Annotated in this window: 10 protein-coding genes; all 10 read left to right on the forward strand. The window is 45.6% G+C overall.

Going from position 1 to position 18,328, the window contains the following annotated elements:
* Window positions 1–113 precede the first annotated feature (113 nt).
* The 10 genes from IAQ59_RS07725 (at window position 114) to sov (ending at window position 18,275) form a co-directional block, all read left to right on the forward strand.
* Entirely contained in the window at window positions 114–1,853 is a 1,740-nt protein-coding gene (locus tag IAQ59_RS07725) for a tetratricopeptide repeat protein (RefSeq protein ID WP_209330222.1), read from the forward strand.
* The gene (lolB1, locus tag IAQ59_RS07730; RefSeq protein ID WP_209330223.1) at window positions 1,846–2,589 is read left to right on the forward strand and encodes a lipoprotein insertase outer membrane protein LolB1; all 744 of its coding nucleotides are present in this window, start codon (window positions 1,846–1,848) and stop codon (window positions 2,587–2,589) included. Before IAQ59_RS07725 ends, lolB1 begins: the two co-directional genes overlap by 8 nt.
* The gene (locus IAQ59_RS07735) at window positions 2,558–3,844 is read left to right on the forward strand and encodes a murein hydrolase activator EnvC family protein (RefSeq protein ID WP_209330224.1); all 1,287 of its coding nucleotides are present in this window, start codon (window positions 2,558–2,560) and stop codon (window positions 3,842–3,844) included. The genes lolB1 and IAQ59_RS07735 overlap by 32 nt, the downstream gene beginning before the upstream one ends.
* 111 nt (window positions 3,845–3,955) lie before the next feature.
* A complete protein-coding gene (locus IAQ59_RS07740; protein WP_209330225.1) occupies window positions 3,956–4,159 on the forward strand; it encodes a Sec-independent protein translocase subunit TatA/TatB in 204 nt (67 codons plus the stop codon).
* Between the two features lie 11 nt (window positions 4,160–4,170).
* Window positions 4,171–5,610: an Asp-tRNA(Asn)/Glu-tRNA(Gln) amidotransferase subunit GatA gene (gene gatA, locus IAQ59_RS07745; RefSeq protein ID WP_209330226.1), complete on the forward strand. Its 1,440-nt coding sequence runs from the start codon at window positions 4,171–4,173 to the stop codon at window positions 5,608–5,610.
* Window positions 5,611–5,741: 131 nt separating this feature from the next.
* Window positions 5,742–7,028: a lytic transglycosylase domain-containing protein gene (locus IAQ59_RS07750; protein WP_245189492.1), complete on the forward strand. Its 1,287-nt coding sequence runs from the start codon at window positions 5,742–5,744 to the stop codon at window positions 7,026–7,028.
* Between the two features lie 80 nt (window positions 7,029–7,108).
* Window positions 7,109–8,218, forward strand: a complete 1,110-nt coding sequence (locus tag IAQ59_RS07755) for a DUF4837 family protein (protein ID WP_209330228.1) — start codon at window positions 7,109–7,111, stop codon at window positions 8,216–8,218.
* 21 nt (window positions 8,219–8,239) lie between these two features.
* Window positions 8,240–10,504, forward strand: a complete 2,265-nt coding sequence (locus IAQ59_RS07760; RefSeq protein ID WP_209330229.1) for an NADP-dependent malic enzyme — start codon at window positions 8,240–8,242, stop codon at window positions 10,502–10,504.
* Window position 10,505: 1 nt separating this feature from the next.
* Window positions 10,506–11,105, forward strand: coding sequence for a Holliday junction branch migration protein RuvA (gene ruvA / locus IAQ59_RS07765; protein ID WP_209330230.1), 600 nt, complete (start codon window positions 10,506–10,508; stop codon window positions 11,103–11,105).
* 105 nt (window positions 11,106–11,210) lie between these two features.
* Window positions 11,211–18,275, forward strand: a complete 7,065-nt coding sequence (gene sov / locus IAQ59_RS07770) for a T9SS outer membrane translocon Sov/SprA (RefSeq protein WP_209330231.1) — start codon at window positions 11,211–11,213, stop codon at window positions 18,273–18,275.
* Window positions 18,276–18,328 lie beyond the last annotated feature (53 nt).

The raw sequence follows: 18,328 nt of genomic DNA on the forward strand, positions 1-18,328 counted from the left end.
TAGATAGTGAGGAAAACATTTCCGCCTCGCCATTCTTAGAATAATTCAAAACATTCATTAACCTCGGTAAAACCTTCGACGTATAGTGGCATGAGCGTCATTTTCAATACCCTATGAACATCCATACTTACATATACTCCGTTTTCCTTTCCTGTATATTTCTTTTCAGTCTATCCGTAAGCGAGTCTGTAGCCCAGCGTATTTCTAAAAAACAGCGAAAAGCGCAGGAGAAAGAAATACTGGCTTCCAGGCTTTTTGTAGAGGGGCAAAAATACATGATGCTAGAGGATTTTGACCGGGCCTATTTTTACTTTGACAAGGCGCGTTCCTATAACCCAGATGAAGCAGCCGTTTATTTCAAGATGGCTGAAATCCTGACAAGGGCAAATCAGCTGGAAAAAGCCTTGGATCTCGCCAATCAGGCGGTAGAAATGGATGGTTCCAACAAGTATTACAAACTCATGATCGCCGAGATCTACAGTAAACAAAAAAAACCGAAGGAAGCAGCCGAGGTACTCCGTTCGCTGATGGGTGATGATTCCGAAAATCAACACTACATCTTGGAACTGGCCTCTCTATACCTTGCATCTCAGGAATTTGACAAGGCACTCGAAGCATTGGATCAGGCCGAAGAATACTATGGGGTGGTAGAACAATTGACGGCACAAAAACAACGGATTTACCTTAGAAAAAACGACCTTGCCAGTGCGGTAGAAGAAGGAAAGAAGCTGATAGAGGCCCATCCCGGCAATGCCTCCTATGTGTTGGCGCTGGTAGAGGTCCTTTTTAACAATAACCGCGTGGAACAGGCAATGAACGAGGTAAGGCTATCCTTGGCAAATTATCCCGATCAGCCCGAGTTGTTTATGGCAATGTATACGCTACACAAGGAAAAAAAAGAGCTGTCTCCTGCCAATGACTACCTAAGGAGAGCCTTTTCACATCCTGACTTGGATGTAGACATGAAGGTTAGGGTGTTTTCGGAAATCATGCAAGAGCTCAAGACAGAGGCTAGGAACAACCTGCTGAGCGAGCTTGCTGATTTTTTAAAGGAACTACACCCCAAGCAGCCCCAAGTCAACGGTGCATTAGGCGATTACGAACAACTCAGGGGCAACAAAAAAGAAGCGCTGAATTATTATCGGTCGTCCCTTGCAGCATCTTCCGAAAATGAAGCCGTTTTTCAAGCTGCCATTAACCTGATGTTTGAGCAACAGGTAGATTTCGGCGAGATCGAATCCGTGACGGCTATCGCTGTGGAAGAATTTCCGAAACGTCCCGATTTTTGGTTTTTTGACGGAACTGCTAAATTGGCCTTAAAGAAGTACCATGAGGCGAAGGCATCGCTCGAAAAATCCTTAGAACTCAATCAACCAACCAACCGACAATTGGAAATGATGGCTTTGGGACAATTGGGAGACGTGTATCATGCATTGGAACAAAAAGAAAAGGCCTTTGAGGCCTATGAAAAAGTTTTGGAAATAAACCCCAACAATGAGCATATATTAAACAATTATGCCTACTTTCTGTCCTTAGAAAAAAAAGACCTCGAAAAAGCAAAAAAAATGTCCGAGAAACTCGTTACACGTTTTCCCAAAAACGCCACCTACCTAGACACTCACGCATGGGTCTTGTTCCAGCTTGGTCTATACGAGGACGCCCGAAAATACATGGAACGGGCGTTGGAGAATCAAAGCGAACCCAGCGGGGTGATGTACGAGCATTTTGGAGATATTTTGTACAAGTTGGGTGAAACAAGCGAAGCGTTAGCCTATTGGCAAAAAGCTGCGGGATTGGATGAGACTTCCAAATTTTTATCGGAAAAAATCAAGCATAAACGATATTATGAATAGGCTGCTGTTACTTCTTGTCGTCGCCACTTCCATACAGCTGGTTGGATGTGCTAAAAAGCCCCTTCTTTATACCTCTGACACGATAATGGAGGATTTTGAACCTCAATATTTGGATTTTGAGTTTCTCTCTGCCAAAGGTAAGGTCATGATTGAAGATCAGTCCGGCAGGATCACCAAGGGTACCTTAAACATACGGGCCCAAAAAGATTCGGTAGTTTGGTTTAGCCTCTCTCCCGGATTGGGGATCGAAGCCGCAAGGGGCATCATGACTACCGATTTTATCAAAATCAGAGACCGGATAAACGGTAACACAATCGACATGGATTATGCGACATTTGAGACCCGCTATGGGGTGGCCCTTACCCTTCAACTAATCCAAAACTTACTCTTTGCCAATATTCCACATGAATATTCGTTTAGAGACAGACTGGTTCGTGTAGGGCAAGTGTTTGAACTTACACAGGAGCGGGACAATCTGGTGTATCGCGCCACCATCAGTGCCAGACATGGCAAAGTGACAGACCTTCAAAGTGGCACCAAAAGGAAAGATGGTGGAAGCCTTTCCGCCAACTACCTGGACTTCAAAGACGTAGAATCCCAGCCATTTCCGTACAAGGCGATTGTCAACATGGTACTAAGTCTACCGGATAAACCTAGGTCTAAAATGTCCATGAACGCAGAAATTGTAAAAGTTGACCTAACGAATGCGCCTTTATCCTTCCCCTATAATTATTGATAAGCATCCGTTTTTCCTTCGGCAGGCTATTTTTGGACTGCTGCTTATCGGCATTACTGTGCTGCAGTCTCCGGCGCAATCGCAATTAAAGCGTTCCCGGGCACAGCTAGAAAAAGAGAAAGCCGATATCCAAAAAAGACTAAGAGAATACGACACCATTCTGAAGCAAACGACCGCCCAAAAAAGTAACACCTTGGGCGAACTAAAAGCCGTGAACCAAAAGCTCGATGCCCGAATCAAATACATCGGCACATTGAATAGGGAAGTACTGCTGATCAATCGGGAGATAAATGCAACCGAGAAATCGATCAACGCCTTAGAGAGAGACTTGGAAAACCTAAAGGAAGAATATGCTGGAATGATCTATACTTCCTACAAGCTTAACAAGGGAGTAAACGTCTTAGTTTTCATATTTAGTTCTTCAACCTTTAAGCAGCTATACCTGCGGATGAGGTACCTGAAGCAATATGCAGATGAGCGCAAAAAACAAGTTGCGCAAATGGAAAAAGTAACCGAAGAACTCAATCAAGAACAGGCGGTTCTTCAAGGAAAGCGGTTGGAGAAAGAGCGACTACTAACCCAAGAGCGAAATGAAAAGGAACAATTGGACCGCCTGAAAACAGAACAGCAAGGATTGGTAAGCAATCTGACCAAAAAAGAACTGGAACTGAAAAATGACATCGCTGCGGCCAAGAAACAGCAGGAAAACCTAAACCGATTGATAAAAAGCGTCATCGAAGAGGAAATTCGACTTGCGGAAGCGGAATCCAAAAAAGCAGGAAGCAGAACGACTACAAGATCTGCTAGCAAGGTGCCTCTCACTCCCGAGGGGGCAGCCATCTCCACGTCCTTTGCCGGTAACCGGGGAAAAATACCTTGGCCGGTAGAGAGTGGCTTCATTTCAAAACGATATGGCACCTACCCCCACCCTACCCTAAAAGGCATAACAGAAACCAACGACGGGGTCGACATCCAAACCAATCGAGACGAGCCTGTGCGGTCGGTATTTGACGGTGTGGTTACGAAAATCACCACAGTGCCTGGAATGGGCGGAACCGTAATCATCCGACACGGTGATTTTTATACCATGTATAGCCGTTTAAAAACCGTTTCTGTAAAATCAGGTCAGCAAGTAAAAACAAAAAACATAATTGGGACTGTAAACACCGACAAAAACGGCGTATCGGAGCTCCACTTTCAAACATGGAAAGGATTACAAGTAATGGACCCGAGTATTTGGCTCTCTAAAAAATAATCCGTATATTCAGTTCACATTCAAAAAAACCAATAAGAAGAAGGCAAACCTTTGTGTTAGAAAAACTCAGTGATATATTTGTAATTAATTCAAAACCAAAATAAGGAACACATGAATACATTGGCATTTATTCAAAATATAGGAGGAGGTTCACTGGTGATTATCGTATTGGTCATCATACTTCTCTTTGGCGCCAAGAGAATCCCCGAGCTGGCAAGAGGATTGGGACGTGGAATCAGAGAATTCAAAGATGCCACCAAGGAAATTCAGGAGGATCTTGAAGAAGGTCTAAAAGACAAAAAAACCAAGGAATAAAAGAGAGACCATTGGAAAAATTCCGTTCATTTGACGAAATAAACAGATCGCTGGAAAAAAGAGAAACCGATTGTAAGGCGATCGTCAATTATTACCTCGAAAACATTCAAACGAAGGCGCACCTAAACGCCTTCGTTGAAGTTTATAAGGATTCCGCTTTGGCGAATGCCGACCTGGTTGATCAAAAAATTGCAGCTGGCAAGGCAGGCAAGCTTGCCGGCATGGTGATAGGAATCAAGGATGTACTGTGCTATAAAGATCACGAATCCAACGCGTCCAGTAAAATCCTGCAGGGATACCAAAGCCAGTATACCGCATCCGCGGTACAGCGTCTGCTAGATGAGGATGCCATCATTATCGGGCGCCTGAACTGCGATGAATTTGGTATGGGATCCTCCAATGAAAATTCCGTACATGGAAGGACTTTAAATGCCCTGGACGAATCCCGCGTACCCGGAGGGTCTTCGGGAGGTTCGGCCGTAGCAGTCCAAGCGAATCTGTGTACGGCCTCGTTGGGAACCGATACGGGAGGCTCAGTACGTCAGCCGGCAGCATTTACCGGAGTGGTGGGTATAAAGCCCACTTATTCCCGAGTTTCGCGGTTTGGGCTGATCGCTTATGCATCCTCTTTCGATACCATCGGGATATTTTCCACAAACGTAAAGGACAATGCGTTGATCATGGAAGTGATGGCAGGTCCGGACGAGTACGATAGTACCGCCTCGAGAAAACCGGTCCCGCATTACAGCGAGTTGCTGCATTTCGAAAAACGGGCAAAAGTGGCCTACCTTAAGGAAACCATTTTTACTGATGCCTTGCAGAATGAAATCCAACAAGCGACGCTCAGCACCATCGATCTATTGAAAAAAGAAGGCCATCAAGTGGATGAGGTAAACTTTCCCTTGCTAGAATACGTCCTGCCTACCTATTATATCCTCACTACAGCAGAAGCGAGTTCTAACCTTTCTAGGTTCGATGGCGTGAAATATGGATACCGATCCCCCAATGCGCATAACCTGGAGAGCATGTACAAAAAATCGCGTTCAGAAGGCTTTGGTAACGAAGTAAAACGCCGGATTATGCTAGGAACCTTTGTGTTAAGTGCAAGCTATTACGATGCCTACTTTACCAAGGCCCAACGTGTAAGGCGTTTAATCAAGGAATTTACCGAAAACCTGCTGGATAAGTACGATTATATCATCATGCCAACCACGCCCAGTACGGCATTTAAATTTGGAGAACATTCCAATGACCCCGTGGCCATGTACCTCGAGGACTTGTTTACCGTGCAGGCTTCCGTATCAGGAGTACCTGCGATTTCAATTCCCAATGGAAAAGACAACCAAGGACTGCCTATTGGATTACAAATTATGGCCAACTCATTTAAAGAAGCCGATCTCTATGCTTTTGCAGATTACCTAATGAAAATGAACCCTTTAACCGATCATTAAAGATGAATACCAAGCCCTTCCTTATACGTCTTTTTCTAGGTATAACCGTAGGCGTAATTACGTGTGGTTCCTTAACCGCACAAGGAGGTCATTCAGCTTTATCCGAACGTGTAGGCGCAAACACAGTTTCTATGGTCGAACCCCAATATCAGTTCGACTACATCCCCGATTTTACGTATTCAGAGATCGAGCAAAGGATTTCGGTGATGGAAACGGATATGCCTTTCGAACTTAATGAGACGATTTTTTCATTTATCAATTATTTCACCGTCAGAAACAGGGAGTATACCCGTATGGTGCTCGCCAGAAAGGACCACTATTTTCCCTTATTCGAGGAAAAATTGCGGCAAAAGGACATGCCTGAGGATATCAAATTCCTGGCTGTAATTGAATCCGGACTCAACCCCAAAGCCCGTTCCAGAGTCGGTGCAATGGGACTTTGGCAGTTTATGCCAGGTACGGGTAGGGAATACCAACTTTACGTAAACCAATACATCGATGACCGACAAGATCCAATAAAATCCACCGAGGCAGCCTTAAAATACCTCAAGAACCTTCACCGAAGGTATGGTGACTGGGAACTCGCCATGGCTGCATATAATTGTGGACCAGGCAATGTCAATAAAGCCATCAGACGCTCGGGAGGCAAACGTACCTTTTGGGAGATTTATAGATTCCTCCCCAGAGAGACAAGAAGCTATATCCCCCAATTTCAGGCAATCATGTATGTGATGAGACACAGTGAGCATCATAACCTCTACCTTGAAGATCCCACGTTTCCAATGGAATTCGAACAAATTGCCTGGGATGGTCATTTGGATCTTGCACATTTTTCTAAACACACAGCTATTTGTGTGGAAGATTTGGAATTTTTAACCCCCTCCTTAGTAGCTTCCCGAATTCCCAAATTAGCACGAGAGATCTCTCTGCGAATACCTAAGTCGCATGTAGACTACCTCGTAGCCAACCAAGATTGGATCAAAGATTCGCTAAACGTACAAGCCACCCAGTTTGTAGCCGAAACGGCAGCGGCAACTCCCCCACAAACTTCGGCAGGGCACACGGTGACTTACCGGGTGAAATCAGGCGACGTATTGGGTGCCATCGCACAGCAATATAATGTCTCCATTTCCAACCTTAAAAACTGGAATGGACTGAATGGAAATATGATTCGCGTAGGGCAGGTCCTCCATATCCATCAGCCCAATAGTACGCTAAACCAACGGGCTATAGCCAGTAGTGCCAAGCCGCTACAGGTGGACAGCGAAAACGGAAGTAAAGTATACACCGTTCAGCCGGGAGATTCTCTGTGGCTTATCTCCTCCCGGCTGGAGGGGGTTACCATTGAGCAACTCAAAAAACTCAACAACCTGAATTCAAACCAAATCAAACCTGGACAAAAGCTCATTATCGGTTGACAATATAACTAATTTTTTAATTTTATTTTTTTATGCTTTCCAATTTTCCTAACTTGTAAGCAAGGAACAAAACCATCGTTATGAACTACTCAAAAATCTTTGCGCTAGCTTCTTTGCTTTCTCTTTCGCTAATCTTGTTCACGGCCTGCGAAAACAGTGGTGGCACCGGGGGTTCCGGAAATTCATCCCTACCCAAAGCAAGAGGAGCCTTTGGTGAAATCATTTTAGTCATCGATTCTACCAAGTATTCAGGGCCCGTAGGCGAATTGCTTGCAGACATATTTGAAGAAGATATCCGGGGGATTATCCGGGAAGAATCGCTTTTTAACATTAAAAAAGTGGATCCTCGTAGTTTGACACGCATTTTGAAAATGGCGACAAACATGGTTTATGTCACTACTTTTGACGATACCAGGCCTGGCAGCAGGGTCATCAACAGTCAATTTACCGAAGATTCAAAAGAGATGGCCTTGGAAGATCCTTCCCTATTTATGCTTCGGTCAAAGGATGAATTTGCGGTTGGTCAGGAAGTAGTCTATTTATTTGGAAACAACGAAGAAGAACTTATCGCAAACCTCAAGGAGAATAAATCCAAACTTCAAAATCTATTCATAACCAAGGAAAGGGAACGGCTGGCAAAAGCGCTTTTCAATCGAAAAAGCAGTATCGCTACCGTGCTGGCAGAGGAAAAATTCGGTATCCAGTTAAATTTGCCGGCCTCTTATCAACTCGTCAAAGACGAAGAACAATTTCTTTGGTTTCGTCAACCCACTCCTCGTACAGACAAGCCGGATATTAGTCTGTTCTTTTACATGACGGATTATACCGACGAGAGCGAGGTATTTCCCGAAAACATCATCGCCCTACGAGACAGGATTTTAAAGCCCAGAATATTTGCCGACCCATCCAATAAGGAATCCTTTTTGGTAACCGAAACCATCGAACCTCCGGTCTTTTCGACCTCGACCATTGACGGGGCCTACGCCGTTGAGATGCGCGGTGCATGGAAAAGCAACAACTTCTCTATGGGCGGATCTTTCCTGTCATATACCGTGGTAGATGCCGAGAGAGGGAAGATTTTCTACATAGAAGGATTTGTATATTACCCTAATGAGGCCCATCGCTCTCCACTCCGTGAAATTGAGACTATCCTATTGGCTACAGAAATGAAGGCGGCCTCATCCAATTAATCATCAAAAGCCCATTTATTAATGGTAATCAAAATCAGAAAAGAAGACTCCTTAAATTACCACAGCAGTGGCAAGCCAGGGAAAATTGAAGTTCTTCCAACCAAGCCCCTATCCAGCCAGTTGGATTTGGCACTAGCTTATTCCCCGGGCGTTGCCCAGCCTTGCAAGGAAATTGAATTAGACAAGGAAAACGCCTATAAATACACCGCAAAAGGAAATCTGGTAGCGGTAATCTCCAATGGTACTGCCGTACTGGGTTTAGGCGATATTGGTCCCGATGCCTCCAAGCCCGTTATGGAGGGTAAGGGAGTTTTGTTCAAAAAATTTGCCGGGATAGATGTATTCGATCTGGAAATAGACGAAAAAGACCCCGAAAAACTCATTCAAATCATCCGATCGTTAGAACCCACTTTCGGCGGGATCAACTTGGAAGATATCAAGGCCCCGGAGTGTTTTATCATTGAAAAGCGCCTCAAAGAAGCGATGAACATCCCGGTGATGCACGATGACCAACACGGCACCGCGATCATTTCCGGAGCCGCACTGCTAAATGCGTTGGGACTGATCGGAAAAGACATAGCCGATATCCGCCTTGTAGTCAGTGGTGCGGGAGCAGCAGCCATGTCCTGTACCCAATTTTACCATGGACTGGGTGTAAAAAAGGAAAACATCGTCATGTGTGATATCAATGGTGTAATCCGGAAAGACCGAGTTGGAATTAGCACCTTACATGGGGAATTTGCGACTGATAAGGATTATCACCGAATACAGGATGCATTGGTTGGTGCGGATGTGTTTTTGGGACTTTCTGCGGGCAATATTATCTCACCTGAAGACCTAAGGTTAATGACGCCCAACCCCATCGTGTTTGCATTGGCGAATCCAGATCCGGAAATAGATTACGACCTGGCCATGAGTTCCCGAAGTGACCTGATCATGGCCACAGGAAGGTCAGACTTTCCAAATCAGGTAAACAACGTCATCGGCTTCCCCTACATTTTCCGCGGAGCACTTGATGTCAGGGCTACCACGATCAACGAAGAAATGAAACTGGCAGCAGCCAAAGCCATCGCCGCCTTGGCGAAGGAACCGGTGCCTGATATTGTAAACAAAGCCTATGGGGAATCAAAATTGGCCTTTGGTAAAAACTACCTGATTCCTAAACCGTTGGATCCAAGGCTCATCACCACGATTGCACCGGCAGTGGCTAAAGCTGCCCTGGCATCCGGAGTGGCTCGCGTGGGCATTGAAGATTGGGAAGCCTACGAACTGGACCTTCAGGAGCGCATCGGTATCGATCAGCGCTTAATGTCAAGGGTTATTGCTAGGGCCAAAAAAGACCCCAGGCGTGTGGTATTTGCCGAAGCCGACAATCGAAAGATCCTAAAAGCGGCACAGCTGGTAAAAGACGAGAAAATTGCCATCCCCATTTTGTTGGGCAATAAAGCTAAAATCCAAGCACTCATTGCGGAAAATTCACTGGATCTGCCAGAGGTTACCATCATTGACCCCTTTGAAGAAACCGAATTGATCGAAAGCTACGGGAAGGTTCTATACGATAAGCGGAAACGAAAAGGCCTCACCCCTTATGAAGCGCAAAAACTCATGCGGGATCGAAATTACTTCGGAGCTATGATGGTCGAAAGAGGTGATGCAGATGCCTTGATCTCCGGGTTGACAAAGGACTATCCAAGGACTATTATTCCATCCCTGCAAATTATCGGTGTGAAAAAAGGAGTGGACAGGGTTGCGGGTATGTACATCATGAATTCCGGCAAAGGCCCCTTCTTTTTTGCCGACACCACTGTAAATGTAAACCCCACGGCAGAGCAACTGGTAGAGATCATTGGCCTAACCGCCAATGGTGTGAAGTTCTTCGATATAGACCCAAAAATTGCCCTGCTTTCCTATTCAAACTTTGGGTCCGCGAAAGGAGAAATCCCTTCCAAAACGGCACTTGCCGCACAACTCGCAAAAGAACGCTACCCGGATTTGGTCATAGAGGGGGAAATGCAGGCGAACGTAGCCTTGGACGAAGACATCCAAAAAGAAAACTACCCGTTCAGCTCTTTGATAAATCATAAGACCAATACGCTGATATTCCCTGATTTGACTTCAGGAAATATCGCCTACAAACTCTTGGCAGAAATCGGTAATGCGGAAGCGATAGGTCCTATCCTCTTGGGCATGAACAAGTCTGTACATGTATTGCAGTTGGGTAGTTCTATCAGAGAGATTGTAAACATGGTAGCTATCGCCGTGGTAGACGCACAAACTATTTCCTAAAATGATCGCATATTTAAAAGGAAAACTTTCATATAAAGACCCCACCTATGTCATCATAGATATCGGTGGAATAGGGTACCATGTCAAAATTTCGCTGAGCACCTACTCTGCTATCAAAGATGAGGAACATATCTTGCTGCACACGTTCCTTCACGTAAAAGAAGATGCCCATACTTTGTATGGCTTCAGGCAGGAATCGGAAAAAAAGCTATTTCTGGATCTCATTTCGATCTCTGGTGTTGGCCCAAACACTGCCGTGATGGTGCTTTCTTCTCTGAATGTGGAGGAACTAGGGCAGGCTATCTTACAGGGAGACCATACCACCATCCAACGGGTAAAGGGGATAGGGGCAAAGACTGCCCAGCGAATCGTACTGGAATTAAAAGACAAACTTAAAAGGGACGGGATAGCTGAGTCCGCGCTGCCCGAACAGGGCTTTATGGCTCAAAGCAATAAACTTAAATCAGAGGCGTTACAAGCCTTGATGAAACTTGGTTTTCCACGGGCAACGGCAGAAAAAAATATCGCTTCTGTCCTGAAAAAAAATGGTCTTGAAATTTCATTAGAAGATTTAATTAAGGCATCTTTAAAGTCGTCCTAACAGCTCCTTGTGTTGACCGATAAATGCGCAAATATTTTTTCGGAATCTAGATCTATCTTCCCTTCTTCCAGAACGCTTTTTCTGTGGGTTATCATTTTATTGTCCATGCTGAGCGGCCCGGCAGCAGCGTTTCAGACTCCTACAGATAGCCTGCCCAGTAAGGTTGACTCCCTTGAAAAAAGACGATCACTCCCTTCCTTTCTACTTTGGGACAACCTGAATACCACACCGTTGTTTCCCTATCAGGCTCCATTTAGGAATCGGCAGTCTCCGTTTGAGTTTCCGGCTCCGATGCAGCGTATCTATGAAGTAGAGATCGACTCAGTACTACGATACACTATTTACGAAGGATTAGACTCCACCCAGGTAGACCCCAATTACTCGGTCGATTTCGGTTCGTTCTCCAAAATGGAGGAATTGAGACTGAGGCAAGAATACTGGAGAAACCGTTCCAGAGGCATGGACGGCGAAAGCGCTGTGGGCGGCAGGGGGTTGATTCCACCGATCACGATGAGTCCTACTTTTGACAGGATATTTGGAGGCAATGAAATCACCATCGTACCTACTGGGAACGTCAACCTCGACTTTGGGGGCATCTTCCGACGGATAGACAATCCCTCTATTCCCGTACGCCAGCAACGAAACGGCGGATTTAATTTCAACCAACAAATACAAATGAGCGTAAACGGCATGTTGGGACAAAAGGTACGGGTGGGGGCAAACTTTGACAGCAACAATTCGTTTGATTTCGAAAACCAACTAAAGGTAGAATACGCTGGTTTTGAGGAGGATATCATAAAAAGTATAGAGATCGGTAACGTGAGTATGCCTATCCAAAACAGCCTCATACAGGGCGCTACCAACCTGTTTGGCGTAAAAACCCAGATGCAATTTGGCAAGCTGTTCATGACTACGGTGGCATCCACCCAGCGGGGCAGAAGAGACGAAATCATCATTGAAGGCGGTAATCAGGGCCGTCCATTCGAAATACGTGGATCCAATTACGATGAGAATCGCCACTTTTTTTTAAGCCACTTCTTTCGGGACAACTACGAGAACTGGCTGAGAGGACTTCCCCAGGTACTCTCGGGTGTACAGATCACCCGGGTGGAAGTATACATCATGAACCGTGCAAACAACACCGAAACGCTTCGGAATTTTGCCGCTTTTATGGACTTGGGAGAGGGGCAGCGGATTTTCCGTCCCGATAATCCAAACATTGGGCCCGGCACACCGCAAGCCCCTGCCGCGAACAATTCCAACAACCTTTTTACTTCGCTGCGAAACAACCCCTCCTTCCGGTCATTTGAAGAAGCCTCAAGCGCGATCTCCAATGAACTGGGTCTAGAGCGGGGCATAGATTTTGAACAGGTAAACGGGGCCAGAAAGCTGGCGTCCAACGAATACACTTTTCACCGGGAATTGGGGTATTTTTCGCTTTTCCGGAAGCTGCAGAACGATGAAATCGTAGCGGTATCTTATGAATACACCTATAACGGTCAATCATATAAAGTCGGAGAACTTTCGGAAGATTACCAAAACAGACCCGAAAATGAAGTCATTTTTCTCAAGTTACTACGACCAGCCCGAATAAATACACAGGTGCCTACTTGGGATCTGATGATGAAAAACATCTATAACCTAAATGCCAACCAAATCAAACGGGAAGGCTTTCAATTACAAATCATCTACCGGGATGACCGTACCGGATTGGATAACCCAAGCCTCCTAGAAGGTCAGAATGTAAGGGATATCCCACTTATTCGTCTCCTGGGCCTGGATCGGTTAAACCCGCAAAATGATCCTGTACCGGATGGAAACTTCGATTTTGTGTCGGGACTGACCGTACGTCCGGAACAGGGGCTGGTCATTTTCCCTTCTTTGGAGCCCTTTGGCCGGGCCATTGCCCAAAACTTCCTTCCCGCCGAAGCCAACCTTGCTCAGAAATACGTTTTTGACACACTCTACCGGACTACACTGGCCGATGCTGAGCTGGTGACCCGATTAAACAAATACTTCATCAAAGGTAGTTTCACCTCTGGATCCGCTTCGGAAATCATGTTGCCGGGCTTAAACATCTCCGAAGGATCCGTGCTGGTAACGGCAGGTAATATTCCTTTGACAGAAGGAGTCGATTTTACGGTGGATTACAATATCGGCAGGGTCGTGATCATCAATGAAGGCATATTGCAATCCGGTAAACGCATCAGCATCAGTTTCGAAAAGGCAGACCTGGTTTCTTTCCAAACCAGGAGCATGCTGGGCACCCGATTTGATTACCTATTTAACGAAAACTTTAATTTGGGGGGTACTTTTTTATATTTGAACGAACGGCCAAATATATCCCGGATAGCCACCGGAAACGAAACACTTAGGAACAGCCTTTGGGGATTGGACATGAACTACAGCGACGAATCCCTATTTCTGACGAAATTGGCCGATGCACTCCCATTTACTGAGACAAAAGAAAAATCACTCATTACCTTCAATGGTGAATTTGCCCATTTGATACCAGGCACCTCGAATAAGGTAGACGGAGAGGGCGCTTCGTACATAGACGATTTTGAAACGGCCATAATCCCATTTAATCTCGGGTCCTCACCACAAAACTGGAGACTGGCAGCTACTCCCGCCACGAATGACAACCGGTTTGATCTTTCCATGCAAACTGAAGACCGACTGGGCAACGCCTATCGTAGGGCCAAGTTGTCCTGGTATGTATTAGACAATGTGTTTTTCAGGGCTTCGGGCAGAAGCACCCCTCCAAATATCAGTTCGGAAGACCGTCGAAACCATTACGTGCGAGGGGTTTTCCCTCAAGAGATCTTCAGAGGGCGTTACCGGGATGTGTTGGTACCACCGGAACCTTTGTTCGATTTAGCGTATTTCCCACATGAACGGGGCATGTACAACTATAACCCAAACCTGACAAATGGCGGGCTCCTGCCCAATCCACGCCAAAATTACGGAGGAGTAACACGGGCCATCACCTCGGAGGTGGACTTTGACCGAACCAATATCGAATACATCGAATTTTGGCTGATGGATCCCTTTCTACAGGGAGAATACGGAAGGGTATTGGATGGGATTTTTAATGAAAACAACACCACAGGAGGCAAGCTTTTCTTTAACTTGGGAGAAGTATCCGAAGATGTGATGAAAGATGGTAGGCATGCCTTCGAAAACGGCCTTCCCGTAGACGGATCGCTCGATCGGGTGTCTGAAAACGAATGGGGCAGGGTTACTACCCAACAGTTTTTGACCCCAGCATTTGACAACTCGCCAGAAGCCCGACAAAACCAAGATGTGGGGATGGATGGCTTAGGGAATGCAGTAGAGCGAGACTACTTTGCCGACCGCTTCCTCAATCGTTTAAATGTAAATCCTCAATCCCTACAGCAAATCCAAGCTGACCCCTCTGCGGATGACTTCCGGTATTACTTGGATCCCGAGTACGACCAAAACGATGTAAAAATCCTCGAACGGTACAAAAAATTCAACGGTGTGGAAGGAAATACACCGATCACGTCAAACTCCAACCTCCCCTACACTCCCTCAGGCTCCAATATTCCAGACAATGAAGATCTGAACAATGACAACACCATCAACGAACTGGAAAGCTACTACGAATACGAATTAGACTTGAGACCTGCAACAATGCGGGTAGGCCAAGGCCATATCGTGGATCAAATCACCCACATCGATGAAAACTCCGGGGATGAAGTAAACTGGTATTTATTCCGGATACCCGTGAGACAGCCGGACCGAAACTTCGGGAATATTTCCGGTTTCAAATCCATACGTTTTATGCGTACGTACCTGACTGACTTTGAGCAGCCGGTGGTCTTGCGAATGGCCAACTTCCGCTTAGTAGGCAGTCAGTGGAGGATCTTTCAGGAATCTCTGTTTGAGAGGGGATTTTCAGAAATTCCCGAACCTGACAACTCAAATTTCACCGTTGGAGTCGTAAATATCGAAGAAAATGGTCAAGGCAGTGAAAACCAAAGTCCCTACGTACTCCCCCCGGGAATTTTTAGGGACCGAGACAATACTTCCACTGTGGAGAGACAACTAAATGAACAATCCCTCCGATTATGTGTGGACAATTTACAAAGTCGGGATTCCCGGGCGGTGTTTAAAAATGTCAACGAAGACCTGGTACAATATGGCAGGCTGAAGATGTTTCTACATGCAAGTAGCCAAGACGCACAGAACGGCGAGCTTACGGCATTTTTAAGGCTGGGAACCGACTATACAGATAATTACTATGAAATTGAGGTTCCGCTAATGCTTACGCCTCCGTCCACGCGAAATCCCAGGGACATTTGGCCTTTAGAGAACGAAATTGACATCGCTTTCGATGAAATCGTAGGCGTGAAGGCAGACCGAGACATCAATCAACGACCCCAAAACCTCGCTTATTCGGTTCAGATACGACAGTACAAAGTTACCGTAGTGGGTAGGCCGGAACTTAGTTTTATCCAAGGAATGATGATTGGCGTGCGCAATCCCGGTATGTCCGGTGGGGCTAGCAAATCCGTCTGTATTTGGGCAAATGAACTGCGGGTAACAGACTTCAACAAATCTTCCGGCTGGGCCGCGAACGCCCGATTAAACATGCAGATAGCCGATGTAGCCGTAATTTCGTCATCCATTCGGCATAATACGTTCGGCTTTGGCGGGCTGGAAACCAGGCTGTCCCAGCGGGCAAGAGAATCCACCACCCAATACGATGTTTCCGCAAACGTGAACGTAGACAGGCTATTGCCAAAAGCCCTTGGAGTCAGTATTCCGATGTATGTGAGCGTAGAAAACTCGAGTACGAAGCCTGAATTTGACCCTCTCAACCCCGATGTTCCGTTTGAGGTGGCACTACAGAAATTCAATACAGGCGCAGAGAGGGAGAATTACCGAAATCAGGTAATGGACCAATCCCAGCGACGAAACTTCAGCGTGACCAATGTGCGGAAAGTACGTAATCCGGAAAAGGAAACCAACCGAATTTATGACTTGGAGAACTTTTCCGTCTCTTATGCCTATGGGTTGGTAAAGCAAAGTAATATTCAATTAGCAGACTATACCTTTGAGAGTTACAGGGGAAGTGCCGCATACAATTTCCAACCAGACCCATTGTTGGTTGAACCCTTTAAAAATATGGAATTCCTGAGCGGGAATTACCTCCAATTGATCAAAGACATCAATTTTAACTTTGCTCCGTCCCTGGTATCAGCAAGGATTGACATAGACCGGCGGTTTATGAGAACCCAGAATCGCAACGATCGATTGACCACCGAAGGAGTAGAAACCCTCTTTCAAAAAAGCTTTTTCGTCAACCGCTTTTATAGTTTAAACTGGGATTTGACCAAAAACCTATCAGTTGATTTCAACTCTGCCATAAACGCTATCGTCGATGAACCAGAGGGTGATTTGGATACTGAGGCAAAATTGGATTCCTTGCGTTTTAACCTCCGTAGGCTTGGAAGAACCACCAACTATACCCATCAAGGTGTGGTAAATTACTCCATTCCCCTCGATAAGCTGCCTCTAACCGATTGGATCAAAGCCGACCTCCGTTATGAGGCCAGCTACGGGTGGGTAACAGGGGCAATTGGCCAGCGGGATACCTTGGGAAACACCATTCAAAATACCCGTGACCGCTCTATAAACGGAAAACTGGATTTTATATCCTTATATAACAAAAGTAAAAAGCTAAATGCGTTAAATGCTCCCAAGCGTCCTACCATTCCCGGTAGGCCAAACGCGCCAAATACCAATTCAACTGCGTCAGCACCAAGCAACGAGGGCTTTGGAAATTCGTTGCTGAAATTCATGATGATGGTCAAAGAAATTAATTTTAGCTATCAAATAACTGAGGGAACCTTTCTTCCCGGTTACATGCAAAACACTGGACTTCTTGGAATGGATAAAAGCTTCATGAATCCCGGCTTACCTTTTGTATTTGGCAGTCAAAACGATCAGATTCGCTTCGACCTCGCCAATCGGGGTATGCTTGCATCCAGCACACAATTGACTCAGGGCTTCCGGCAAAATAAGACCGAAAACCTACAAATAAGCTCGTTAGTAGAACCAATTCGTGATTTTAGGATTACCTTAGAAGTTAGAAAACGCCAAACGGGCGACTACAGCGAGATTTTCCGAAAAGCAAACCCACTCACAGAAGATTTTGTCTCGATTAACCCCAACAGAATGGGAGCCTATAGCATCAGTTATAACCTGATACGAACGGCTAGGTCGAGAAGTGATGCACAGAATAACTCTCCCCTATTCCAGAATTTTGAAGCATATAGAAGTACCATACAGCAACGACTTGAAAGCCAAAACCTAGGAGGAACCTATAACATCAATGGGCAAGACGTGCTGATACCGGCCTTCTTGGCAGCTTACTCAGGCCAGGCACCCGAATCCATTTCATTGAACCCATTCCCACGGATCCCACTACCCAATTGGCGTTTGGACTATAGGGGGCTGTCAAAAATACCTGCATTGAGTGAATATTTTTCGTCCATCAACCTCACCCACAATTACGCCTCCGCGTACGAGGTAAGCAACTTCTCCAACTCACTTCTCTACCAAGATGGATTGGAACTATATAATCAGTTGCAAAATATTCCAAATGCTACTTTGCTAGATGAATTTGGTGCCTATATTCCCATTTTCATACTCAATCAAGTGGTGGTTTGGGAGCGGTTTGCGCCCTTGATCGGCGTAGACTTACTCACAAAAGACCGGATGAACATCAGTTTTGAATACAATACCGAGAGAAATTTGGGGTTGAATTTTTCAAACGCCCAGGTCACCGAACAAAAAAGCCAGGATTTTAGGTTTGATCTCGGATATACGAAAGCCGGGGTCAAAGTGCCCTTTAAAATCCAAGGACGTCAGGAAGTATTGAGCAACGACCTTACCTTCCGGCTTTCCACAAGGATCGTAGACACACGGACGATACAACGTAAGATCGAAGAAATAAATACGCTGACAAACGGAAACCTCAACGTAAATCTGAGACCAAGTATCGGCTACGTAGTAAACCAAAAGTTGAACATTCAATTTTATTTCGACCGTACTATCAACGACCCCAAGGTTTCAACTGCCTTCCGCCGCAGTTCTACCGCATTTGGAGGTCAACTTACATTTAATTTAAGCCAATAATTTTAACAGAAGCGTAAACCTTGTATTTTTGAGTATTCAATAGAACTGATAAT

The sequence above is a fragment of the Lunatimonas salinarum genome (assembly GCF_017811155.1).
GTDB classification, from domain to species: Bacteria; Bacteroidota; Bacteroidia; order Cytophagales; family Cyclobacteriaceae; genus Lunatimonas; species Lunatimonas salinarum.

Coding starts and splice junctions, on each gene's coding strand:
- IAQ59_RS07725 (WP_209330222.1), top strand. CDS start 114: ATGAACATCCATACTTACATATACTCCGTTTTCCTTTCCTGTATATTT.
- lolB1 (WP_209330223.1), top strand. CDS start 1,846: ATGAATAGGCTGCTGTTACTTCTTGTCGTCGCCACTTCCATACAGCTG.
- IAQ59_RS07735 (WP_209330224.1), top strand. CDS start 2,558: ATGCGCCTTTATCCTTCCCCTATAATTATTGATAAGCATCCGTTTTTC.
- IAQ59_RS07740 (WP_209330225.1), top strand. CDS start 3,956: ATGAATACATTGGCATTTATTCAAAATATAGGAGGAGGTTCACTGGTG.
- IAQ59_RS07750 (WP_245189492.1), top strand. CDS start 5,742: ATGGTCGAACCCCAATATCAGTTCGACTACATCCCCGATTTTACGTAT.
- IAQ59_RS07755 (WP_209330228.1), top strand. CDS start 7,109: ATGAACTACTCAAAAATCTTTGCGCTAGCTTCTTTGCTTTCTCTTTCG.
- IAQ59_RS07760 (WP_209330229.1), top strand. CDS start 8,240: ATGGTAATCAAAATCAGAAAAGAAGACTCCTTAAATTACCACAGCAGT.
- ruvA (WP_209330230.1), top strand. CDS start 10,506: ATGATCGCATATTTAAAAGGAAAACTTTCATATAAAGACCCCACCTAT.
- sov (WP_209330231.1), top strand. CDS start 11,211: ATGCTGAGCGGCCCGGCAGCAGCGTTTCAGACTCCTACAGATAGCCTG.